19 protein-coding genes are annotated in these 22,874 nt (G+C 71.7%); 2 read left to right on the top strand and 17 right to left on the bottom strand.

Going from position 1 to position 22,874, the window contains the following annotated elements:
• Positions 1 to 108 precede the first annotated feature (108 nt).
• The 4 genes from K7G59_RS30185 to K7G59_RS30170 form a co-directional block, all read right to left on the bottom strand.
• The gene (locus K7G59_RS30185) at positions 109 to 351 is read right to left on the bottom strand and encodes a hypothetical protein (RefSeq protein ID WP_225839784.1); all 243 of its coding nucleotides are present in this window, start codon (positions 349 to 351) and stop codon (positions 109 to 111) included.
• Positions 348 to 3,473 carry a GH92 family glycosyl hydrolase gene (locus tag K7G59_RS30180; RefSeq protein WP_225839782.1) on the bottom strand — a complete coding sequence of 1,042 codons (3,126 nt, stop codon included), beginning with the start codon at positions 3,471 to 3,473 and terminating at the stop codon, positions 348 to 350. The genes K7G59_RS30185 and K7G59_RS30180 overlap by 4 nt, the downstream gene beginning before the upstream one ends.
• 286 nt (positions 3,474 to 3,759) lie before the next feature.
• The gene (locus K7G59_RS30175; RefSeq protein ID WP_225839780.1) at positions 3,760 to 6,168 is read right to left on the bottom strand and encodes a beta-N-acetylglucosaminidase domain-containing protein; all 2,409 of its coding nucleotides are present in this window, start codon (positions 6,166 to 6,168) and stop codon (positions 3,760 to 3,762) included.
• Positions 6,169 to 6,787: 619 nt separating this feature from the next.
• Positions 6,788 to 7,456 carry a TetR/AcrR family transcriptional regulator gene (locus K7G59_RS30170; RefSeq protein WP_225839778.1) on the bottom strand — a complete coding sequence of 223 codons (669 nt, stop codon included), beginning with the start codon at positions 7,454 to 7,456 and terminating at the stop codon, positions 6,788 to 6,790.
• Positions 7,457 to 7,514: 58 nt separating this feature from the next.
• Here K7G59_RS30170 and K7G59_RS30165 point away from each other — a divergent pair, with 58 nt between their 5' ends.
• Positions 7,515 to 8,963, top strand: a complete 1,449-nt coding sequence (locus K7G59_RS30165) for an MFS transporter (protein ID WP_225839776.1) — start codon at positions 7,515 to 7,517, stop codon at positions 8,961 to 8,963.
• Positions 8,960 to 9,364 (top strand): cupin domain-containing protein, encoded by a 405-nt coding sequence (locus K7G59_RS30160; protein ID WP_225839774.1) that lies wholly within the window; start codon positions 8,960 to 8,962, stop codon positions 9,362 to 9,364. The genes K7G59_RS30165 and K7G59_RS30160 overlap by 4 nt, the downstream gene beginning before the upstream one ends.
• 605 nt (positions 9,365 to 9,969) lie before the next feature.
• On the opposite strand, the gene K7G59_RS30155 is transcribed toward K7G59_RS30160, so the two are convergent.
• From K7G59_RS30155 to K7G59_RS30095, 13 genes are all read right to left on the bottom strand, one after another.
• Positions 9,970 to 10,638 carry a restriction endonuclease gene (locus K7G59_RS30155; protein ID WP_225839772.1) on the bottom strand — a complete coding sequence of 223 codons (669 nt, stop codon included), beginning with the start codon at positions 10,636 to 10,638 and terminating at the stop codon, positions 9,970 to 9,972.
• Positions 10,639 to 10,685: 47 nt separating this feature from the next.
• On the bottom strand, positions 10,686 to 10,895 hold the full coding sequence (locus K7G59_RS30150) for a hypothetical protein (RefSeq protein ID WP_225839770.1): 210 nt from the start codon (positions 10,893 to 10,895) through the stop codon (positions 10,686 to 10,688).
• Between the two features lie 327 nt (positions 10,896 to 11,222).
• On the bottom strand, positions 11,223 to 12,626 hold the full coding sequence (locus K7G59_RS30145) for an alkaline phosphatase family protein (RefSeq protein WP_225839768.1): 1,404 nt from the start codon (positions 12,624 to 12,626) through the stop codon (positions 11,223 to 11,225).
• The gene (eboE, locus tag K7G59_RS30140; protein ID WP_225839766.1) at positions 12,623 to 13,792 is read right to left on the bottom strand and encodes a metabolite traffic protein EboE; all 1,170 of its coding nucleotides are present in this window, start codon (positions 13,790 to 13,792) and stop codon (positions 12,623 to 12,625) included. The genes K7G59_RS30145 and eboE overlap by 4 nt, the downstream gene beginning before the upstream one ends.
• Complete coding sequence (locus K7G59_RS30135; RefSeq protein WP_225839765.1) at positions 13,792 to 14,658, bottom strand: TatD family hydrolase; 867 nt, start codon at positions 14,656 to 14,658, stop codon at positions 13,792 to 13,794. Before K7G59_RS30135 ends, eboE begins: the two co-directional genes overlap by 1 nt.
• The gene (locus K7G59_RS30130; protein ID WP_308295105.1) at positions 14,658 to 15,314 is read right to left on the bottom strand and encodes an EboA domain-containing protein; all 657 of its coding nucleotides are present in this window, start codon (positions 15,312 to 15,314) and stop codon (positions 14,658 to 14,660) included. Before K7G59_RS30130 ends, K7G59_RS30135 begins: the two co-directional genes overlap by 1 nt.
• Positions 15,311 to 16,207, bottom strand: coding sequence for a sugar phosphate isomerase/epimerase (locus K7G59_RS30125; RefSeq protein ID WP_225839763.1), 897 nt, complete (start codon positions 16,205 to 16,207; stop codon positions 15,311 to 15,313). Before K7G59_RS30125 ends, K7G59_RS30130 begins: the two co-directional genes overlap by 4 nt.
• Positions 16,204 to 17,058 carry an SCO3242 family prenyltransferase gene (locus K7G59_RS30120; protein ID WP_225839761.1) on the bottom strand — a complete coding sequence of 285 codons (855 nt, stop codon included), beginning with the start codon at positions 17,056 to 17,058 and terminating at the stop codon, positions 16,204 to 16,206. Before K7G59_RS30120 ends, K7G59_RS30125 begins: the two co-directional genes overlap by 4 nt.
• A complete protein-coding gene (locus K7G59_RS30115; protein ID WP_225839760.1) occupies positions 17,055 to 18,197 on the bottom strand; it encodes an inositol-3-phosphate synthase in 1,143 nt (380 codons plus the stop codon). Before K7G59_RS30115 ends, K7G59_RS30120 begins: the two co-directional genes overlap by 4 nt.
• Before the next feature lie 110 nt (positions 18,198 to 18,307).
• Positions 18,308 to 19,498, bottom strand: coding sequence for a ScyD/ScyE family protein (locus tag K7G59_RS30110; protein WP_225839759.1), 1,191 nt, complete (start codon positions 19,496 to 19,498; stop codon positions 18,308 to 18,310).
• A 537-nt stretch (positions 19,499 to 20,035) separates the two neighbouring features.
• Complete coding sequence (locus K7G59_RS30105) at positions 20,036 to 20,812, bottom strand: glucose 1-dehydrogenase (protein WP_225839758.1); 777 nt, start codon at positions 20,810 to 20,812, stop codon at positions 20,036 to 20,038.
• 153 nt (positions 20,813 to 20,965) lie between these two features.
• Positions 20,966 to 21,382, bottom strand: a complete 417-nt coding sequence (locus K7G59_RS30100; RefSeq protein ID WP_225839816.1) for a hypothetical protein — start codon at positions 21,380 to 21,382, stop codon at positions 20,966 to 20,968.
• A 474-nt stretch (positions 21,383 to 21,856) separates the two neighbouring features.
• Positions 21,857 to 22,486 carry an LUD domain-containing protein gene (locus K7G59_RS30095; RefSeq protein WP_225839757.1) on the bottom strand — a complete coding sequence of 210 codons (630 nt, stop codon included), beginning with the start codon at positions 22,484 to 22,486 and terminating at the stop codon, positions 21,857 to 21,859.
• Positions 22,487 to 22,874: the final 388 nt, after the last annotated feature.

Genomic DNA, 22,874 nt, shown 5'->3' with positions numbered 1-22,874 from the left:
TCGCACGGCCTCCGGAAAAGTAGCAGTGGTCGCCGTGGTCCGCCAACGGGTTTCGCGGAGGCTCCGTGGCCGGATGCCACGGAGCCACTCGCCTGAAGTGAAGCCCTGTCAGGGACGGTCGGGGCCGGGCCTGGTTCGGCTGCGACGACGCTGCCGCCATGGGCCCGCGTGGTGGGCCGGGCGCGCCGGGTCCGAGACCGTCGTCATGAACCCGGCCTGCGCCGTGTGGCCCGGTCCGGCGGCGCCGGGGGAGACGCGGGAGGCGTGGTGGGGCTGACCGTCGTCGAAGGTACCGTCGTCGAAGGTGCCGGACTCGAATCCCGGGTCGGCGGTGCGTGCCGGTGTGGTCATCGCGGGTTCACCTCGACCTCGGCGAGCGACAGGGGCGCGGTGGTGGTGAGCTGGATGCGCACATAACGTCCGGTGGCGTCGAGCGGGACGGTTGTCGGAGTCGCGGCGGTGTCCGTTCGGTGGACGGCGGTCACACCGGGCTGTGCCAGCGTCGCGGCGAGCGAGTCACTGGTGAACGGGGTGTCGGAGACGAGTACGTAGTAGTCCGTCAGGCGGTCCACGCAGCAGTCGCTGCGGTTCCACACCGCGACGTCGGAGATGGCCTTGGACGCCCCGAGGTCGACCTGCCACCAGGGTTCCGGCGAGCCGTCCTCGGCGGTGTGGGTGACCGAGCCGACGGTGAAGTTGCCGTCGGTGTTGCCGTCGACCGCCCGCGAGGCCACCCCGCCCCAGGCGGTGCTCTTCTGCGTGGCCGGCCTGCCGTAGGAGAGGGAGGTGACCTTCAGGGCGATGAGCGTGCTGCCGAGGGGCGCTCCGGTGGACGCGTCCGTCATCTTGACTTCGACGGTGTGGGGGCCGGGTCTGGCGGAGCCGTCCGCGGCCACCGTCACCTGGGTGGCGGCCCGGCTGCCGGCGTCGACCGTCAGATCGCCCGAAGCCGGTGACACGGTGATGCCGTCGGAAGGGGCGGCGTGGAAGGCGACCTTGGCCGGGGACTCCGTGAGATTGACCGCTCCCACGCTCGCCTGGAGGCTCTTGCCCGGTGCGAGCAGCGCCGGACTGGCGTCGGGCACCGAGGAGAACGGCCGGACACCGGCCTGCGTCGTGCCGTGGCGGGGCGGCTGACTGCCGCTGCCACGGCCCCAGTCGGTGCTCGCCGGGTCGGAGGTGAGGGCGAACCGGATCGTGCCGGCGCGCAGCAGATCACCGTGGGAGATCCACGACTGGGGCCAGGCTCGGTCGCCGACGCGCACCGACGACACGTATTGCAGCTTCGACCGGTCCGCCCCCGGTGCGACGATGTCGACGGGGCGACCGCCGTCCGGTTGGATCCGGACCCGGTCGAACATCGGCGCCGTGAGCACGTACTCGCCGGAGCCGGGCATCACCTCGTAGATGCCGGTCATCGACCAGATCAGCCAGGACGACAAGGTGCCGAGGTCGTCGTTGCCGGGCATGCCGTAGGCGTCGTCGGTGAACAGCGGCTGCGCCGCACGCAGCACCGCGGAGGTCTTCCACGGCTGGTCGGTCCACGCGTACATCCAGGGAGCGTGCAGGTCGGGCTCGTTGTTCGGGTTGAAGGCGAAATTGTTGTGGTAGTCGTACGCCCCGACGACCCAGGACTTCTTGGCCACTGCCGTGTGGTCGCGGAGCAGTCCCGGCATGTCGAAGAAGGTGTCGAGTCGCTGCTCGGCCTTGTCCTTGCCGCCCATCAGCGCGAACAGCCCCGGGGCGTCCTGCTGCGCGAGCCACTGGTACTGCCACGGGGTGCCTTCGTGGAAGCCGGTGCTCTGTGCCGGGTCAGCGCTGCCGACCCAGGTCCCCTCCGGGGTGCGGGCCCGCGGGAAGCCGTCGAACCCCTTGGAGCTCATCCCGAAATCCCATTCGCCTGCGAAGTTCGCGCACCGTGCCCGCAGCGTCTTGGCCTTGGCCGGTTCACCGAGGCCCTGGGCCATGTCGGCCAGACCGCAGTCGGCCAGCGCGTACTCCAGCGTCGCGGAGCCCGCCTGACGGGAGTCGCCCCAGGTGTAGCCGCTCTTGTCCTGGTAGCCGACCCATCCGTTCCGCATATAGGTGGGGTTGCCGTCGCGGCCCCGGAAGACCGACTGATCGGCCGGCACCTCGGTGACGTTCTTCCACAGCGCGTCGAACAGGGCCTGTGCGGTGGGCTTGTCGAGCAGCCCGCGGGCGTACAGGGAGGTGATGAACGGCGTCGGGCCCTCCCCGCTCATCACGTTGGTCTCGCTCGGACCGAGCGCCCAGCGTGGCAGCCAGCCGCCGTCCTGGTAGACCCGCAGCAGCGACTTCGCGATGTCGGTGGCGCGTCTCGGTTCGAGCAGCGCGACAAGCTGGGCTTGCGCGCGGTAGGTGTCCCAGAGCGAGAACATCTGGTAGTACGGCCGGTCGCTGCGGTGCACTTGCTTGTCGAAGCCCATGTACCGGCCGTCGACGTCCGAGCCGACCGACGGATGGAGCGTCGCGCGGTACAGGGAGGAGTAGAAGGTGCGCAGGTCGGCGTCGCTGCCGCCGGACACCTGCAGTCGTCCGAGCTGGCGCGCCCAGGCCCGGTGCGCTGCGGCCGGGACGGAGTCGAAGGTCTGGTCCGCGCTCTCGGTGCGGCGGTTGAGCCGGGCGCCGTCCACCGAGGTGTAGGAGACGCCGACGGTCGCGCCGACCTGGCCGCCGCCGCTGAACCCGACCATCGCGCCGCCGTCGGCCCGGGAGCCGTTCGACGACGTTCCGCTGATGTCCGCCGACCGGCGGCCCGAGGTGACGTCGCCGCCGTCCGCCCAGGTACCGAATGTGTCGAACGGCCGGTCGAACTCGGCGCTGAAGAAGATCTTGTACCGTTCCTTGCCCGTCTCCCAGCAGAAGTTGCCGCCGGTGATCCAGCCCTCGACGGTGCTGTCACCGGTGACGTCCACATGGCCGGCGTAGGTGTAGCCGTTGCTCGAGCCGACGTTCACCACCACCGTGCGCTGCGAGGTGTTCGCCGGGAAGGTGTACCGGTGCCAGCCGGTGCGCTCGGTCGCCGTCAGTTCGGCGGTCACCCCGGTGTCCAGGCCGACCTTGTAGTACCCGGGCTCGGCGTGCTCGCCGGCGTGGCGGAAGCCGGACGCCTGCTGGTCCGGCCGGGTCCCGGGGAAGCCACCGGGCACCGGCATCAGCCGGACGTTGCCCGCGGTCTGGCAGCCGACGCCGGACAGGTGCGTCTGGCTGAAGCCGAGGATCTCGGGGTCCGCGTAGTCGTACGAGGCGTAGGAGTTGAGCCGGGTGTCCGGGCTGTTCTGCACCATCCCGAAGGGGAGCGCCGCTCCGGGGAACGTCGTACCCGCCCCGTTGTTGCCGATCGAGGTGTTCACGTACGCCGTCGGATCGTCGGGGAACGTCGGCCCTGCCTCGGGTGAGGCGACCGCGGCCGTGGTCAGCGTGCCGGTGATCAGGACGGCCGCAGAGGCCATGGCGGACAGGACACGGACCAGGCGGGCTGGTCTCGGCAATCGCATGAACCCTCCAATGAGATGGGGTGAATGCTGGCGTGGCATCGTTGTCAGAGCCTCATGGCAAGCAGGTCTCTGACGGGGTGTGAGTGCGTCACCGGCTGGGCGCTGAACAGGCGGTCCGCTGCGTTCACTCCTCGGGACCGGTCAGCGGGGGTCCGAGGGGGCGACGATCGGGGCGGAACCGCGCGCTCCCTGCGGGCCTGACACGGCCGCACCTCACCGAGCCCGTGCGGGGATGACGCCGTCATCCCTCCTGCACGCGTCCGTAGACCTGGACCTCGGCCATGTTCAGCTCGACGGGGGTGGGGCAGGCGAGCCACACCCGCACATACCGGCCCCTTGCCGTGGTCGCGATCGTGGTGGGGCTCGCGGCCTGGTCCGTCTCGTGGTGGCTCCAGACGCCGGGCTTGCCGAGCTGGTCCGCGAGCGTTCCTGAGAAGGGCTGGTCGGACACCAGGACGTAGTAGTCCTTCGTCCGCTCCGCGCAGCAGTCCGTCCGGTTGTAGATCTTGATCTTTTCGAGGTCCGCGCTCGATCCGAGGTCGACCTGCCACCATGGCTGCGCCTCGCCGCCGCTGGTGGTGGAGAAGTCGGAGAGGTCACCGTCCACGGACTTGCCGGCGCTGAAGGGGAACGCCCCGCCCCAGTCGTAGTCGGAGATCTGGGTCGCCGTCTTTCCGCGGGCGAGCTCGCGCAGGGGCGGCAGTCCCATCGACTCGTCGTGGAGGTTGTCCACGCGCGAGACGAAGTCCTCGATGAACGGATCGCCGACCTTCACCTGGCCGTGCTGGCCCTGCTCCGCCGGATCGACCATGATCTGCGACGCGGCGGCGGCAAGGGAGTCCATGGCCTTGCGCTCCTGCGCCGCCTCGGTCGCGTTGTGGGCATCGAGGGCGGCAAGGGTGTTCAGTCCGTGCTCCATCGACTGCCCCCACAGCTGTGTGGCGTCCAGCCAGCGGGAGGCGTCGGAGAGGAACAGCTTGTCGGGCACACCGTCCCGGATGATGCCTGGGGCGCGCGTGACCGTGCGCACGGACGGGCGGAAGTCGCTGATCGCCGACTCGGCGTCGCTTCCGCACTCCTGCCAGAAGCGCTCCACCTCGGCGCCGAACACCGGCGCCTGGGGCTGCCACGGCTGGGAGCCGAAGGTCGGGGCCATGTGGTTGAGGTCGACGAACACCTGTACCGCGTCCGCCGTGCGGCTGTCCCCCGCGGCGAGATAGAGCGCCGCCTGACGACCGGAGCGGTCCCGGTCGTAGCCCCGGTCGTTCCACGAGAAGTCGGACATCGTGAAGACGGCGAGCTTGCTGGCGGCCTCCTGGTTCATCGGGTTGGAGACGATGCCGCTGAGATGGTCCGACAGACCGGGCTCACGCTTGTCGTACGGCGCGAGCAGCAGCCGCCCGGCGGTCCGGGCGTAGTCGTTGACCGGGTAGTTGTCCCACACGAAGACCTTCCGGCCGAACAGTTCGGCGGCCTTGGACGCCTGGGCGTTGGTGATCTCCGGCGGCACCACGTCCGTCCCGGTCCACATCACCTGCACCGCGGGGTCGAGCGTGGCACGGACCGTCTGCTTGTACGCGGTGTCGGTCAGGTCGCCGTACTCCGTGGGCACCATCTGCAGCGGGTTGGTCCCGGGCCGCCGGTCGACGAACTCGCGCTGAACGGTGTTCAACAGGCTCACCTGGGCGCGGGCCGCCGCGCCGCGGCCCGGCGCGCCGAACTCCTCCGCGTCACCGGGGCAGTTCCAGCGGGTGTAGCTGATGTCGTCCAGCGGGATCGAGAACGATCGCACGCCCGCGTCGTACATCGCCTGCATCTTGTCGATGAGCGCCTTGGTGTCGGCGGGGTCGGAATAACAGATGGAGGCGCCAGGTGAGACGGCGAAGGTGAAGCGCACATGATCGGCCCGGGCGTGGTCGATCAGTTCGCGCAGTTCGGCCAGCTTGGCCGGCGGGTAGGGCTCGCGCCACTTGTCCCGGTGGTACGGATCGTCCTTCGGCGCGTAGACGTAGGTGTTGGACTTCATCTCGCCGAGGAAGTCCATGTGGTCCAGTCGTTCGGCCGCCGTCCACGGCGGGCCGTAGAAGCCCTCGATGGTGCCCCGCAGTGGCATCGACGGGTAGTCGCTGACCTGAGCGCCCGCCACCTTCCAGCCGTCGTCGGCTCGTTGGAAGAGCTGGCGCAAGGTCTGTACGGCGTAGAACTGACCCACGGCGTCTGCGCCTCCCAGTGCGATCTCCGGCTGGGGCTTCCCCTGCGAGACCCGCAGCGCGTAGCCCTCCGCGCGGCTCGGCACAGGGGTGTCACCGAGCGCGTCCGCGATGTCGGGGCGATCGGCGGGTCCCAGCCGGACCGTGAGCAGACCTGTCGACGCTCGCGGGACATCGCCCGGGGAAACGTTGTCAACGCGTGCGGCGCCGTGCCGCTCGAGCTCGCGGACAGCACGGTCACGGGCTGCCGCGTCCGTGTGTTCGTCCACGACCAGCAACACGCGGCCGGTGACGGTCACATCCTCGCCCGCACGGGAGAGGGACTGCGGCGCCGGGGAGACCGGCGGCAGCGCGGGGGCACCCGCCGAGGCGGCGGTGCCGGCGTCCGTGCGCGGGGCGGCCTGAGCGCCGGTGCCGGGTGGAAGAACTCCGAGTGCCATACAGCCGGCTATGACTAACACTCCGGCGATTCCGCGTCTTCTCACAAAGCCCTCCAGGCTGTGGTCTAGACCACTTCGAGACCTTAAAAGGCTACTGGTGGATCTCCGCTCGCTGTCAATAGGTCGGAGCCGTCGGCCCGGAAGGAGCCGGCCAAGGGCTCCAACTCCCTTTTGGTAAACGGCCAGGAGAGGGGAATCCCGGGAGGGCGGACGCAGCCAGGAGGTGGGGGTGCGGGATACGGCGGAAGCGAGTCAGCTGTCCTCCATCCCCCCGCCGGTGTGCCGCCTGCGCGAACGCCGGGGGCAGATGGCCAGCATGGACACACATGCGCAGGGCGAGGCCTCGCCGAAACGGGCCGGCAGGCGGTCCGCGCCGACGGCCATGTACAGGCCGAATTGGTCGATGCGGCGTACGAGGCCGTGGGCCCACCCCCAAGGGAACGAGCCCCCGTGACCGTCCGGGCCGTCGAACGACGCGCCGGCGTCTTGCGCGCCTTCCTCCGCCAGAACGTCAACGCCCGCCAGCTCAGGCAGCAACTCCGCACGGCGACCGCAGACGCCCCCGGCCAACGGGCATGTGCCCAGTCAGCGGCCAGGCGCACATCGTCGGCGACCCCCGTCAGCGGGTGGCGAGAAGGCCGTCCACCAGGGCTCGGAGCCCATCCAGGTAGGTGTCTTCGGCGGTCAGGGGCGCCCAGTGATCCGCGACCTGTGCCAAGCGGGGTAGTTCGCTCCGGTCTAGATCGGCGAAGACTCGCTCCCGGTAGGTGACACGGTCGTCGTCTGCGCGCCGCCGGGCCGCAGTCGTCCGGACCACGATCTCTCCGCAGGTGTAGTACCAGATCGCGCGGTACCCGTGTACGGCCCGCTCGGAGGGCAGGCCGCATGCGACCAGGCCGTCGACGATCTGCTCGACGAACCACAGGGCGGATGCGGACATCAAGTCGTCCGCGGTCAGCACCTCCACGATCCAGGGGCAGGCAGCGAGCGCCTCGTGGATCGCGGCAGCGGCAACGACGATCCGCTCGCGAGGCTCGGCGGGCATGTCGGGTCGGTGCAGCGTCCGGGCCGCGTAGTCGTCCAGCAGCAGGACGAGCAGTTCTTCCTTGTTACGGACGTGGTGATAGAGCGCCATCGGGGTGCTGCCGATCTCTGTGGCCAGCCGCCGCATGGTCAGCCGGTCCACGCCTTCCGCGTCCACGATCCGACGGGCCGTGTCGACGACCTCCTCGCGGGAGATGCGGGGAGGCCGGCCGAGGGTCTTGCGCGGTGCGGACGGTTGCGGCATGCCCTCATCATCCCTCAAGGCATCGACAGCGGGGATCCGGTCGAGCTACTTTCCTTACATGTATAAAAACTTACGAGGGCACCCCGGTGTGGTGCTGGCGGCGGTGGCCGTCGCCCAGTTCGCCGTAGCCCTTGACCTTTCGGTGGTCAACGTCGCCCTGCCCGCGATGCGCACCGCGTTGGGTTTCGCACCGCTCGACCTGTCGTGGGTGGTGCACGCATACGCGCTCACGCTCGGCGGATTCCTGCTGCTGGGAGGCCGCGCAAGCGACCTGTACGGCCGGCGTCGGCTCTTCGCGCTGGGCCTGGCCGTCTTCGGGCTGTTCTCGTTGGCGGGCGGGCTGGCCCAGGCCCCCTGGCAGCTGATCGCCGCCCGCGCCGGTCAGGGCCTGGGAGCCGCCGCCGCCACCCCTGCCACGCTGGCGTTGCTCACCACCACGTTCACCGAGGGCCCACAGCGCGTACGCGCGCTCGGCGTGTGGAGCGGGGTGAACGCCGTGGGAGGAGCAGTGGGCGTGCTGGCGGGTGGACTGCTGACCGAGTACGCGGGTTGGCGCTGGGTCATGCTGATCAACCTGCCCATCGTGGCGGTGGCTCTTGCGCTGGTTGCCGCAGGCGCGCCCGCCGACGCACGCCCTGCCCGGCGTGAGAGGCTGGACGTACTCGGTGCCGTCCTGGCCACCGGCGGAGCCGGACTGCTGGTCCTCGGTGTCGTCCGCACCGACGCCCAAGGGTGGGGGTCTGCGGCCACGTGGGCGATGCTCGTCGCTGCCACCGCGCTCCTGGCCGCCTTCGCCTACGCCGAATCCAGGGCTCCCGCACCGCTGTTGCGCCTCGGCCTCCTGCGCAGCCGCTGGGTCGCCGGCGCCAACGTGCTGGTGTTCTTCTCCACGGCCGGGCAGTTCGCGGCGTTCTACTTCGTGTCCCTGTACCTGCAGCAGGTTCTGGGCATGGGGGCCGCAGCGACCGGCGCCGCGTTCCTGCCCTTCTGCGCGAGCCTGGTCGCGGGCAGCCTCGTCGCAACCCGCGTCACCGCGGCGCGCACCCCCCGTGCGGCCCTGGTGCCCGGCGCCCTGCTGGCCGCCGCGGGCCTGGCCTGGTTCGCCTTCATCAGTCCCGACGGCGGCTTCCTCACCGACGTGCTCGGCCCCTGCGTCATCACCGGCGTCGGCGTCGGGCTGGTCATAGCCCCGATCGTCGCCGCCGCGACCACCGGCGTCGCCGCCCGCGAGGCCGGCATGGCCTCGGGCCTCATGAACAGCTCCCGCCAACTCGGCGGCTGCATCGGCCTGGCCGCCCTGGCCACCCTCGCCGCCCACCGCACCGGCACGGCCACCGACCCCGCCGCGCTCAACGACGGCTACGCCTTGGGCCTTGCCGTCGCTGCCGCCCTCTTCCTGATCGCGGCGGTCGTGGCAATCGGTGTGCTGCCCCGCCGCCGGACCGGAACACCTGCGCCGCGGCCTGCCGCCCCTGCACAGAACCGACTGGAAGGAACGCCGTCATGACGACGACGCCCGTCTCACCCATCGACCTGTTCGCCTCAGCTCTGCATATCCACCCCGACGGCGATGTCCAGGCCGGCGAACGGCGGATGACGAGCAGCGACTGCGGCGCCTGGCAGATCGCAACCTTCCACGTGGCAACCGACGCCGACGTCCATGCCGACCACTGGGAGATGCACCCGGAGGCCGATGAGGCGGTGTGCTGCCTGAGCGGCGGTGTCCGCCTCTGCTTCCGTCCCGCGAGGACCGGCGGCGCCGAGGACATGGTGCAGTTGCAGGCAGGCACCGCCGCGATCGTCCCCCGCGGGCGCTGGCACCGCTTGGAGTTGGACGGCCCCAGCGACCTGATGTCGATCACCCTTCGCCACGGCACCCGCCTCGAAAAGCGCACCGGCACTCGCTGAGCGGAATGTGGCCCGGCAGACGCGCTGCCGGGCCACCGGGCTCGCCCCCGGACGACGGGCAGCTTCTGAACGTCCAGCGAGTGGTCGCCGAGAACGCCGCTCGCTGACCAGGCGGCCCAGGCCCCGGACGGTGACGGGGCTCGTCGGCGTCGTACGGCGGAGGACTGCACCTGCCACCGGCCGCGGCTGGTGGCGAAGATCTCTCGGGCCGACTACCCGGCCGCCGCGCTCTGCACAGCCGTGTGCCGGCGGTGCGGCGGACCGTACAACCGCCCCCGGCGCCGGGGGCCGGGGACGGAGAAGATCAGACGGCGAAGGCGACGTAGGCGCCGAGGGTGAGGCCGAAGAAGGTGATGAGCCGGCGGGGCTCGAGGCAGGTGAAGGCAGGTGCATCCCGATGCCGGCGACGACCGTGTACGGCATCGTCTGCGGGCTGAGCAGCGCGGGCGGCAGGGCGATCTCCGCCGCGATGACGGTGACCACGACGAGGCGCCGGAGGTTGACGTCCCGTTCGGGGCCCCGTGCCTCCTCGTGCTGATCAGCACCGGCATCCACCAGAAACAGCGCCTTGCAGAAACGGCGAGGCAGCCTTGGCCGCGAGCTGCTCAGGAGAACGCGGTCGGCCTGCGGGGCGGCGGGACGGCACGCAGCAGCTCCCACAAGGGGCGCGAGCCGGACGCCCACACTCCGAGGGTGTGACGGTCGACGACGTGTAACCGCTGCTGTTCGGCGAAAGCCGTGGCCGGCGCGGTCACCCGGCCGTTCGTCACGATCACCGCGACGTCGGCGCCGTGGACCTGGCGGGCGGTGCCGTTGAGGACCTGAAGGTCCGGCGTTCCAACGGCGGAGCCGGCCAGGCCGTTGCGCCGGTGTTTGCACTGGATCACCCAGCGCCGCCCGTGCGGGTCGGTGGCCTTCACGTCGGCGCCCAGATCCCCGCCGCCCCCGACACGGACCGCGTCCTGGCAGCCGTCACGGCGCATCAGGTCCCGCACCGCTTCCTCGAACCGGGAGTGGTGCAGGGCGTCCAGCTGGTCCAGCCCGTACCGGAGGCCCTGCGCGCGGACCCTTTCCCACCGTGCTCTGTGTTGCTTCTGGTAGAGCCAGCCGCCGCCGGCCAGCAGCGCGAGCGTCCCGAGGACGACCAGAACCCACCAATGGGCCAGCAGCCAGTGGACGACGACCACCACCAGGGCGACGGCTACGAGAGAACCGATCAGTCGGCCATCCGCGCCCTGCCGCCGTTTGCCTGGCCCTCGGGTACGCCGCCGCACCGGCGGGCGCCTGGTCGCCGGTGTCCGGCCCTTGCGTGAGCGGGGGCTCACCGGCTGGCCTGCGTGACACCATTCGCGAGCTGCCTCACGATGTTCAGGATTCCCTGGCCTGTCGGAGTAGGCGCGATCAGTACGCCCAGCGCCAGGCAGATGACGACGGTCAGCTGCTCGTCGGAGCGGCTACGGGCCTGCGTACGCCGTCTCAGCCGGAAGAACACGATGACCGCGAGCAGCACCGCCACGTTGATGGTCAGCAACCGTCCAGACCTCCCCCAGTCAGCGGCCAACACCATGCCGGGACGGCAGTGAGCCACCCCGGCTTTCATGTGTAGCCGCGCCCCCGTGACGGGGGAGGCAGGTTGCAGCGGGATGGCATGAACGCAGTCGGTCCTGGCCGAATACCGCGCCGCGGATCAGTCGGCGGCGCCCACGGTCACGTACCGGTCCCCCGGCGCGCCGCCGGCGCAGTCCGCACCGAACGCCGGTCGGGCACGGCAGGGCGCGGGGCGCACCGGGCGGGTCGCCGGGCGCGCCCCGTGCCGTTCGGGTGGGAGCACTGCCGGCGGCCGGAACCGGGCAGGACGTCAGACCTGTCCGCCGATCGGCGACGCGAGATCCAGCAGCAGGTCCTTGACCTCGGTTGCCTCGTACCGCTCGCGGGCGCCGCGGGGATCAGAGCACAGCAGGACCGGGCTGTCCTGCGAACCGACGGGCAGCCGGCCGTGCGTGCCGCGCACGGCGGCGGCTCCCGCATCCAGGCCGACCGAGCTGATCAGGTACCGCAGGCCCACTTTCTTGCGCGCCAGCGCCACCGCGGTCCGGAATCTGGCGGCGCCCGGGGCCGCGGGGTCGAAGAACAGCTCGGCCGGGTCGTATCCGGGCTTGCGGTGGATCTCCACCAGCCGGGCGAAGTCCGGCGCGCGATCCTCCTCCAGCCAGTAGTAGTAGGTGAACCAGGCCTCCGGCTCGGCGACCAGGACGAGGTCGCCGGCCCGCGGATGGTCCAGGCCGTATGCCGCCTTGTCCTCCTCGCCCAGCACCTCGGCGACGCCGGGCAGATCGGCGCACACCTTACGCACCATGGGCAGGTCGGCCGGATCAGGAACGTAGACATGCGCGACCTGGTGGTCGGCGACGGCGAACGCCCGCGACGTCCACGGGTCCAGGTACTCCATACCCGCCTGGGTGTACACCCGCAGCAGTCCCTCGCGGCGCAGCGCCCGGTTGACATCGACCGGACGCCTCGCCGGTGTGATGCCGTACTCCGACAGGACCACCACGGTCGCGCCGCGGTCACGCGCCGCATCGAGCAGCGGCCCGAGCACCCTGTCCAGACGCGCCGCGGCGGACGCGGCCCGCCGCCCGTCCGGACCGAACCGCTGCAGGTCATAGTCGAGGTGCGGCACGTACACCAGGGTCAGATCCGGATCGTGACGCTCCATGACATGCTGCGCGGCGCGGCATATCCACCTCGACGACGCCAGGCCCGCACCCGGACCCCAGTAGTTGAACAACGGAAAGGTACCGAGCGCGTCAGTGAGTTCGTCGTGCAGCTCCGGCGGGTCCGTATAGCAGTCGGGATCCTTACGGCCGTCAGCGTGGTAGACCGGGCGCGGAGTCACCGTCCAGTCGGTGGCCGCCCCCATCGCATACCACCAGCAGATGTTGGCGACCGTGTACCCGGGCCAACGCCGGCGGGCCGCGTCCCACAGCTTGTCCCCGCCCACGAGCGCGTTGTGCTGTCGCCAGAGCAGGACTTCACCGAGGTCGCGGAAGTACCAGCCGTTGCCGACGATGCCGTGCTCACGCGGCGGTGCGCCGGTCAGCAATGTGGCCTGCATCGAGCAGGTGACCGCGGGCAGGACCGGAGCGAGTGGGGCCTGCCAGCCCGTGCGGGCGGTCGCGGCCAGTCGAGGCATGTGCTTGAGCAGACGCGGAGTGAGCCCCACGACGTTGAGCACGACAAGGGGGGTGGGCCGGCGGTTCAATGGATCATCTCCCTCACAGATCGTTCGCGCAGCCCCAGAGCGAGCAGTTCGTCCCGGGCGAAGGCCACCTCGGCGGCGATGCCCTCGGCCAGTCGGCCGGGACCGGAGGGACGCTGGGCCGGCGGGAGCACGTTCCAGGTGTACGTCTCCACCTCCAGGTGGTCGCACAACGCCCGGTCGCCTCCGACGAGCACGGCCAGCGCATCGCGCAGCACGTCCAGCGTGGCGTGCAGCGGTGGCTGGGGGGCGGCGTGCAGCGGCACGTGGTAGTGCACCCGCCACGGCCCGGGGAAGCCCGCGTCGAGCGCGTCGGCCAGATCGTCGGCCGCGTGCCCGGCGGCGGACCGGGTCTGGTGGAGGAACCGGGGCTCGGCGTATCCCCGCAGCGCGGCAGACGTTCCGGCCTGTTCCGGATCGTCCGCTTCCAGGGCGGCGGACACCTGCACCTTCACCACCGGCAGGCCCGCACCGGCCAGCCGGGCCAGCGCGGCACCCGGCTCCTCCCACCCGCACGCCAGATGGGCCAGGTCCAGGCACACCCCGAGGTACCGGGTGTCGACGCCGGACAACCCCTCGGCCACCTGCTCGGTCGATTCCAGCACGCACCCGGGTTCCGGTTCGAACCCCACGCGGATCAGCCGCCCGGTTCGCGCGTGCACGGCCTGGAGCCGGTCCGCCAGTTCGGCGAGCCGCCCCCCGGCCGCCGCCCGGTGCCGCGCGGTCCAGGGCGTACGCCAGGCCAGCGGCAGTGTGGACACCGAGCCGCGGGCGGCGTCGTCGGGAAGCAGTCCGGCCAGCACCCGGGCCAGGTCGACCGTGTAGGCCATGCGTTCGTCGGTCAGCCAGTCCGGCTGGTACACGGCGTGCTTGACCACCGGGGCGTGGAAGGCGCGGTAGGGGAAGCCGTTGCAGGTGACCACCTCCAGGCCGCGCGCGTCGAGGTCGCGGCGCAGCCTGTCCACCGCAGCGGGGTCGGCGGCGAGTTGCGCGGCGACCGGCGCGGCCAGCCACAGTCCGACCCCGAGCCGGTCGGCACCCAGGAGCCTGCGTGCCGTCACCGCGTACGTGTCGAGCTGCCCGACGATCTCCGGCAGTTCCTCGCCGGCGTGGACGTTGGTGCAGTAGCCGAGGTGGATCGTCTGGCCGTCGGGGTGCCGCAGCCGCATCAGCTGCCTCCGCGGGCGATGGAGTTGCCGGCGAACGCCGAAGCGGGCTCCTGCTCCGCCCCGGATGCCGCCGGGGAGATCTCCAACCGCCCGGACTGGCCGTAGAACTCGACGGGGTTGTGCCACAGCACCCGGTCCACGTCGTCGTCGGTGAACGCGGCGGCCAGCATCGCCTGCCCCGTGGCGTGGGTGAGCAGCGGGTCGCTGCGGCCCCAGTCGGCGGCGGAGTTCACCAGCATCCGGTCCGTCCCGTACTCGCGCAGCACCGCGGCCATACGGTCCGGTGACATCTTGGTGTCCGGATAGATGGAGAACCCCATCCAGCAGCCGCTGTCGGCGACCAGGCCCACGGTCACCTCGTTGAGGTGGTCGATGACGACCCGTCCGGGTTCGATGCCGGACTCCTTCAGTACGTCCAGCGTGCGCCGGGTACCGCGCTGCTTGTCGCGGTGCGGGGTGTGCACGAGCACCGGCAGGTCGTGCTCGACGGCCAGCTCGAGCTGGGCCGCGAACACCTCGTCCTCCTCCGGCGTCATCGAGTCGTAGCCGACCTCGCCCACCGCCACCACTCCGTCCATGGCCAGGTAACGCGGCAGCTCACCCAGCACCTCACGGCAGCGCGGGTCGTTGGCCTCCTTGGGGTTCAGCGCGATGGCGCAGTGGTGGCGGATGCCGAACTGGGCGGCGCGGAACGGCTCCCAGCCGGTCAGCGAGTCGAAGTAGTCGATGAACGACCCGGCGTTCGTGCGCGGCTGGCCGAGCCAGAAGGCCGGCTCGACCAGCGCGCGTACGCCGGCCGCCGCCATGCGCTCGTAGTCGTCGGTGGTCCGTGAGGTCATGTGGATGTGCGGGTCGAAGATGCGCATCAGACTGCCTCCTCCTCGCGCTCGCCGGACCGTGCCGGCGTCCGGTCGCCGATCAGTGCCAGCAGGGCGGTCGCATCGTCGGGCATGGTCCGTCCGGCGGCACGCCGTTCGTCGTCCAGGTCGGCCAGCATCCGGGCCAGTTCGCCGTCGGCACGCCGTTCCAGGTCGGCCACCGCGGTCAGCGGTATGTCCATGAACACGCACTTGAGCACGGCCTGCCGCCACATCGCGTCGTCGAGATGCCGGGCGCAGGGGCCGACCGCGGCGGCGATCAGCCGCGGGTCGTTGGTGCGGATCGCGTCGTGGAGCAGGTCCACCGCGAGGGATCCGATCTCCAGGCCGGGCAGGGCGCGGAGCACCGCGCGCTTCTCGGCCGCGCCGCCGTACCGGTACAGCGCACCGACCTGCTGGGCCAGCGCCGCGCCGCGCAGCGGCAGCGCGGTCAGCAGCAGGACGCGGGCCGCGTCGTCGACGGTCCAGCCCGCCAGCTGGGGGCCGGGGTCCGTGAGCGGGCCCCGGCCGCATCGCCTGCCCGCGGCGGGGAACAGCGCGGCGACCGCGGCGGGGTCCTGTGTCACCTGCCGCTCGGCGTCGTGCAGCCACGCCGGGTCGGCGACTTGGTCTTTCAGCACGTCTGCGAGATGTCCGCCGGTCACTGCGGGACCTCCTTGGCTTCACGGGTTGCAGCGAGGGCCTCGGCTGCGGCGCGGGCGGCGGTGAGGAACTCCAGCGACGCGCGCGCGACCGCGGGTGCGGCATGGGAGTGGCGGGGCAGCTCCACGGCCGTCAGCCCGCCGTATCCGGCGTCGGCGAGGGCGCGCAGCGCGGCCGGGAAGTCGACCTCGCCGGCACCGAACTCCAGGTGCTCGTGCACACCCCGCCGCATGTCGTCGATCTGCACGTTGACCAGGTGAGGACCGGCCGTTGCCACACAGTCCGCCACCGGCCGCGACTCGATGCAGCGGCAGTGGCCGATGTCGAGCGTCAGGCCGAAGCAGCCCGGCGCGCCGAGCCTGCCGCGCAGCGTGAACCAGTCGTCGATCGTCTCCACCAGCATGCCGGGTTCTGGTTCGAAACCCAGCCGCACACCCGCGGCGTCCGCCGCGGCCACCACCTCGTCGCAGCCCCGCACCAGGCGGTCCCACGCCTGGTCCTGCGGGACGTCGGGGGGCCGTATGCCGGCCCAGAACGAGACGGCCTCCGCCCCCAGATCCGCTCCGATGCGGACGGCCCGCCGCAGGAAGTCGAGCCGGGCCGCGGGTTCGTCGTCGAGGAGCGTCGGGGCGTGCTTGCGCCGCGGGTCGAGCAGGTACCGGGCGCCGGTTTCGATGACGACGCCGAGCCCGAGCCGGTCCAGCCGTGTCGCCAGGGCTTCGACCCGGCGGGGCAGGTCCGGTCCGAACGGGTCGAGATGGTGGTGGTCGAGGGTGAGCGCGACGCCTTCGTAACCGAGGTCGGCGATGACGGCGAGCGCGTCCTCCAGGCGGTGGTTGGAGAACCCGTTGGTCCCGTAGCCGAATCGCACGCTCGTGCCGGCAAAGGCGCTCATGTCGGCGACACCCGGCTGGCCAGGGCCCGGCCGAGCGGTGCGCAGGCGGCCACCACCGCAGCGGCGGCGGGCCGCGCGGAGCGCGCGACGAGCGCTCCTTGCAGCGCCGGCAGACCGGTGATCCCGGCCGCGACCGCCGCCCGTACGCTGCCGGCGTCCGGCGTGGCCAGCGCCCGGACCTGGGCGTCCCCGTAGCCGGCGGCGTACCAGGCGGCCAGCGACCGGGCCAGCCCGGGCCGCGGCGCCCGGCCGGAGGCTGCGAGGGCGATCCCGGCGGTCCCGACCAGCGTCGCACCCGGCAACAGGCGGCTGCCGCCGGTCACTTCCCTGCGGGAGAGGGCGGTGACCGTGTACGTGTGCGCCGCGACGGTGAGCGCCGGCGCGAGCGCGCGCCGCCAGCCGCCCCGGCGTGCGCTCGCGCCGAGGAGGACGTCGAGTCCGCGGCAGGTGGCCATGGCGGCCGGGCCGGCCGCGGTGTCCTTCAGCTTCAGGTCGTAGGCCCACACCGCGCCGGTCAGCGGCACCGCCACCGCGAGGGCCCGGCGCCCGCCGGACAGTGCGGCCAGTGCGAGGCCGGCCGCGCTGAGCCCGGCCGCGACGCCCAGTGCGGCGCCTGCCGTCACCCGGCCGGAGGGAATCGGCCGGTCGGGGCGCTCGTCGGCGTCCAGGTCCCGGTCCGCCCAGTCGTTGGCCGCCATCCCCGCCCAGTACAGGCAGACCGCGGCCGCGGACAGGGCGGCGGTACGCGGCCCGAGGGCGCTCGCGGCGGCGGCGCCGGCCACGGCGTCCCCGGGCACCGACAGCGCCGCGGGGGCGCGGACCAGCTCCATGACGTCCCGCGGCGTGGTCATCGGCCGCCGCCGAGTCCGGCCAGGTACGTGCGTAACGACTCCCACTGGGCGTGCAGCGCGTGGTCGGCGTCGCCCAGCGGGTCCTTGAAGAAGTACGCGAGCGACGCCAGCGGCCCCGTGTGCCCGGCCGCGTGCGCTGCCAGGGTGATCCGGGCGAGGTCGAGGACGAGCGGGGCTGCAAGGGCGGAGTCGCAGCCCTGCCAGGTGAACTGCAGGCACATGCCGGTGCCGAGGAAGCCTTCGAAGGTGACCAGGTCCCACGCCGTCTTGAAGTCGCCGATGTCGGCCACGTAGTCGATGCGGGTGTCGCCGTCGGGCTCGTACCCGAGGGTCTCGCGCAGCACCCGCTGCTTGCTGGCCGCCTTGGCGGCGTTGGCCTGCGGGTTCGTCAGGCTGGCGCCGTCTCCGCCGCCGAGCAGGTTGATTCCCGACCAGGAGCGGACCGTGAGGTTGCGCATCGCGAACATGGGCGCGAGCACCGACTTCAGCAGCGTCTCGCCGGTCTTGCCGTCGTGGCCGGCGTAGGGCAGGCCGCGTTCGGCGGCGAGTTGGGCCAGCGCGGGCAGCCGGGCTCCGGTGGAGGGGGTGAAGTCCACGTACGGGCAGCCGCTGTCGAACGCCGCGTAGGCGTACAGCGAGCTGGGCGGCAGCACCCTGCCCGGGGCGGTCAGCGCGGCGGTCAGCGCGGTGAGGTCGGCGTGCGCGGGGTGGGGTGGGGGCGCGGGTTCGGTGGAGGACACGTTGACCACCACGACCCGGTCGAGGCCGTGCCGCGTGGCGAACGCCTTGATGTCAGCGGCGATCAGGGTGGCGGTCTCGGCCTGGGTGGCGCCGGTCGGGGCGTGCCGCAGGTTCGCCTCCACCTCGTCGAGTTCCGGCTCCAGTGCCTGCACCAGCCGGGCCGGCACGATGCCGGCGGCGGCGAGTTGCTCGGCCTTCTTGGCCACCGGGACCGTGGTCACGTCGTGACCGCCGAAGACCAGGTCGCCGAGGCCGGGCAGCGCCGAGACGTCCAGCGCGGGGTGGGCGGTCACGCAGCCCACCGGGTCGGCCAGACCGGCACGCAGCGCGAGCGCTCCGACCACGCTGGTGGTGGCGACGGATCCTCGGGCGCCGATGAGCCAGATGCCAGCACGCACGCATGTCCTCCGATCACGAACACAGCGGATGGGTCCTGCGGATTGACGGTGCCGCCGCGGGCCGGGCCGGGCATGCCTGGCCCGGCCCGCGGCGGGACGACCGGACGGGATCAGCCGATCTTGACGATCTCGCCGTCACTGGCCGTGACGTCCGACGAGGAGGTGCAGGCCGGCGCGTCCGTGCAGGCCGGCCACATCATGGTCTTGTTCGCCACGTAGATGGAGCCGTCGGGGCCCGCGAGGAATCCCGCAGGCGCGAACAGCTTCCCCTCTCCGAGGACGGTACGGGAGTTGTCGTGGTGGTTGATCTGGATGACCACGCCGTCGGGGTCGCCGGTCGGCAGGAAGCCGGTGGTGTCGAGTTCGGTGACGTAGAAGTCGCCGTTGGCGCCGAAGCCGCAGCCGTTGATGGCGCTGAAGCCGCTCTGCCACAGCGTCATGCGGTGGCTCTTGGGCGAGTACCGGTACACGCTGGCGTCGGTGGCGGAGCTGTCGTGTCCGGTGATCCCGCCCACGTAGACGCCGCCGTCCGGGCCGACGGCGACGCAGGTCGGCACGGCGTCGTGGCCGGCCGAGGTGCCGGGCACGTATGCGAGGACCCGGACGTTGCCGTCCCGGTCGACCTCGTCCAGCGTGTTCGAGCCGGCGTCCACCAGGTAGAAGCCGCCATGCGGCTTCGCGACGAGCGCGTACGGGTTGGCCCGGGGGTAGTCGGCGGGCATCTTGTGTTCCAGCGTCCACTGGTAGTCGGCCGCACCGGGGTTCGCCACCTCGGACACCTGGCCGTCGCTGATCTTCAGCAGCCCTCCGTACTGCTTCTTCAGCGGCGCCTGCAGGTCCTCGGGCAGGCTGGACGGGACGCTCTCGGGCGAGCCCGTCTCCAGCACGTACGCGGAGCCGTCGGAGAAGGCCAGGCCGTTGGGTCCGACGACCTCTTCCTCGTTGAAGTTGGAGGCCAGCCCTTCGGCGATCCGTACGGGCGTGCCGGACGAAACGTCTGCGACCGACCCGGTGAAGCCGTAGCATGTGGTGTCGTAGCCGGTGCCCATGCAGGTCTGCGGGGCGCTTCCGACCTCGGAGACCAGGAGGTGACCGTGAGGTCCCCACGCCAGGCTCCTGGGCGAGTTCAGGCCGCTGGCCACAATGGTGACCGGCGCGTCGCTGGTGAGATGACTGGTCAGATTGGGCGATGGGGTGGCGGCCTCCGCCGCCTGCCCCGATGGTCCGGCTCCCAGGCCGACGAGCGCTGCTGCTGCCGCCACACCGGCGGCAAGCGTCCGGCTCGTTTTGAGACGCCGCATCTTGGCCTCATTCCCTCCGGTTCAAGTGAATCCACGACTGATGACTGGCATTCACGACAGAACTCACCGGGACCGGCCCGCACTGGTGCGGTATGACCCGCCCCACTGCTGCTGGTTCTGGCACCTCAGCATTGATCATGGGGCTTGGTCTTGACTGTCGCTCAGGTTGGCGCCGACTTGGCGGTGCGCAGCGACTGCGAGCCGGGAGGCAGGTCAGGGGCTGGAAGAGCCGTACGACCGGGTGCGTCAATATTAACGGTTGATCTTGGTTGTCAAGGACAGCCCCGTGGGGGAAGTGGCCCCGGGCCGGCGGGGCAGACGGGTGTGAGCGCCCGGCGTGAGCGTCTCCCCCTTCGGGACCTCCGCACCGTACACCTCGGCCAGGTGCGGCTCGTGCGGTCTTCTCCGCACCGCCCCATTTTCTTCACAGCCGAGGTGACCGGTGATCCCCCCTCCTCCAGGGCCGGCTCCAGCACCCGCTCCGTCCGGACGCTGCACCGCTCAGCCGGCCGCGAGCCGTACGGGCGTGGCGGTGCGTCAGGTGGTGCTGCCGGGGGCGTCGGCGTACTGCATCATGGTGTTCTCCCCGGCCGTCCAGCCGCCGTCCACGGCGATATCCGCGCCAGTCATGTACGCGGCCGCATCGGAGATGAGGAAGGACACCGCCTCGCCGATCTCGTCCGGCACTCCGACCCGGCCCAGCGGGGCCAGCGGGAAGTTGCCCTCGCCGGGCCGCACACCGTGGGCCTCGGTCATCGGGGTATGCACCAGGCCGGGATGAACGGAGTTCACACGAATCCGGTAGCGGCCCAGCTCCACCGCCGCCGTCTTGGTGAGGCCGCGGACACCCCACTTGGACGCCCCGTACCCCGAGGTCATGGGGTGCCCGGTCATACCCGTGGCGGAGCCGATGTTGACGATCGAGCCGCCGCCGGCCACCTTCATCGGCGCGATGACCGCCCTCAGCCCGAGGAACACCCCGGTCAGGTTGACCTTCAGGACGCGTTCGAACTGCTCCAGCGTCTCGTTCTCGATCAGTGACCAGGAGTCGATCCCGGCGTTGTTGACGAGGCCGTCGACCCGGCCGTAGCGGTCTACCGTCGTTTCCACCACGGCCCGCCAGTCGTCCTCGCTGGTCACGTCGTGGCGGAGGAACACACCCCCGGTTCTGGCGGCGGCCTTCTCGCCTTCCTCGCTGTCCCGGCCGGTGAGCACCACCCTGGCCCCGGCTCGGGCCATGCAGGAGGCCGTCGCGGCGCCCAGCCCGCCGGAGCCACCCGTCACGATCACTACTTTGTTCTGCAGATCAGACATGGTCGTCCCTCCTGGTGTTCCTACGGTGGATCAACCGGAACGTGCTGGATCAGGCGCATCACCGCGCCCGCCTCGGTCCACCGCTCGGCGCAGGCGACCGGGCCTCGACCGGGCCCTCGGCGGTGCCGGGCACGCGGTCGGGGTCGAACGTGCTCATGGCGTGCGGCTCCGACCGGGATCGCCGCCTCGTGGGGTGTACGGCGTCCACCGCTCGCCGCTCCAGTTCCCGTGCCTCCGGGCGGCGCCGGCGCGAAGCCCCTCGTCCGGCTCTGGACAGTGCACGACCTGCGGCATTCCGCGTTCCTCGGTCGGATCGGGGACGGTGACTTCGGTGGGTGGTGGGGCGGTGGGGCGGTGAGGCCGCGGTCGGCGGGGCGTGGTCGGCGGGGCGCGGTCCAGGGTCTGCTCCACCACCTGCACCGGGATGAGTCGCCCGTCTCCCGCAGCGGGTCCGCGCCGGTGGCTGCGCGGGTCCGGGGGCAGCGCCCCGGCGCCCCGGTCGTCGCCGGGCTTGCCGAACGCCGCAGCGTTGTCCTCGGTGTCGGGCACCAGCAGCGTGGTGCCGTCCACCGCGCAGACCCGCCGACTCCGGCACGGGCCGCCCGCAGTCCTGCCGGCAGCGCCGTCGGGACCGCAGGGCGCCCGAACAGTGCTGTGGCGGGCCCCACGGCCGGCCGGTGCCCCGCCCGGCTGATCGCCATGGCCGCCATGACCTTCACCCGCACAGCGCCGTCCGCCGGCAGGTGCTCCGCCGGCTTCGCCTGCCGCATCACCTTGTCATGACCCTCCGGGGATACGGCGCGCGGGCGCGGGCGCCTGACGGGCCATCAGCGCAGTCGGCGGGAGAACGGGACCGCCGGTCATGCCGCCCCGTCTCCTCCAGCGGCTTCTCGGCCCGAGCATCCGGGACCTGCGACGCCGGCACGCCCGTCCGGCCTGGTCCACCAACCGGTCACCGGTCCCCGCCTGGGCTGAGAAGCCCTCGTGCCGGTGTTCACCAGGCCGGGATCGCACGGACTGACGCCGCGCTCACCCACGGTGTCGTCAGAATCCGATGGCTTCGCGGAGCAGCAGGACGGTGCCGCGCCCGGGGTGCGGTTCGGCGTTGAGGACGAGCATGCGGTTGAGGGCACTGGGCACCCCGTAGGCCTGCATGCAGCGCTCGTCCTCCAGCGGGACGCAGTGGTCTTCGATGCGGCGCAGCGCGGTGCTCAGGTCGGGCACCACCTTCTGCGCTCCGACGACCCAGATCACGCGCTGCGCGGCGCCCGCGTAGCCGGCCAGCTGGCTACCGCTGGCCGAGGCGACCACGAGGGAGCCGGTCTCGGTGACCGCGGCGACGCTGCCCACGATGACGTCGGGGCAGGCGAGCAGCTTCCAGATCTCCGTCAGTTGGGTGGCGCGGTCCATGGAGGAGCTTCGTGCCTTGACGGAGTCGTACCGCCCGCTGGTGTTGAGGTCGCCATCGATACCGGACAGTCGGAGGGTCTCGCTGGCCCCGGTGAACACAGTGGCGCCCTCGGGAATCAGGTCCTTGACGCGGCTGCGCGCGGCGGCGGCGTCATCGAGGATCTCGACGGCGAAGTTCTTCTCCTTCAGCGCGGTGGCCACCCGCTCCAGGCGCTCGGCGGGCGCCGGTTCAGTGAACAGTGGCGACGTCGCGGGGGTGTTCATGGTGCTCCTGACTGGTTGTGTGTGGTGGATCAGCACGAGCAGGCGGTGCCGTCCGAGCCTGGTCGCGGGGGACGGACAGGCTGGTGGTGGTGTTTCCTGAGCTTCCTGCTCGTCGGACGATGTGTTCGCCTCATCAGGTACGACAGGACAACCCGCCGGAATGTGAGGCGAGGCGCCTTCAGATGGCTGGTGCGTTCGGTGTGGGCTGGAACTGCTCCGTCCGCGGACTGGGCTTCGGCCGTCCGGGGCGGTGCCCACCGTGTCGGTGACATGGGTGCGCGGCCGGCCGCTTCCACCCGGCGGAGCAGATCTTGGATCGTCGCGCGGTGCCGGCACTTCCACCGGGCCGACGTCGGTCGGTGCGGGCTCGGCGCGGGCACGGTCCACG

This window comes from Streptomyces sp. NK08204 (assembly GCF_020400585.1).
Classification (GTDB): domain Bacteria; phylum Actinomycetota; class Actinomycetes; order Streptomycetales; family Streptomycetaceae; genus Streptomyces.
Note: the sequence above shows the minus strand (reverse complement) of the source record. Positions and strands in the feature narration are given on the sequence as shown.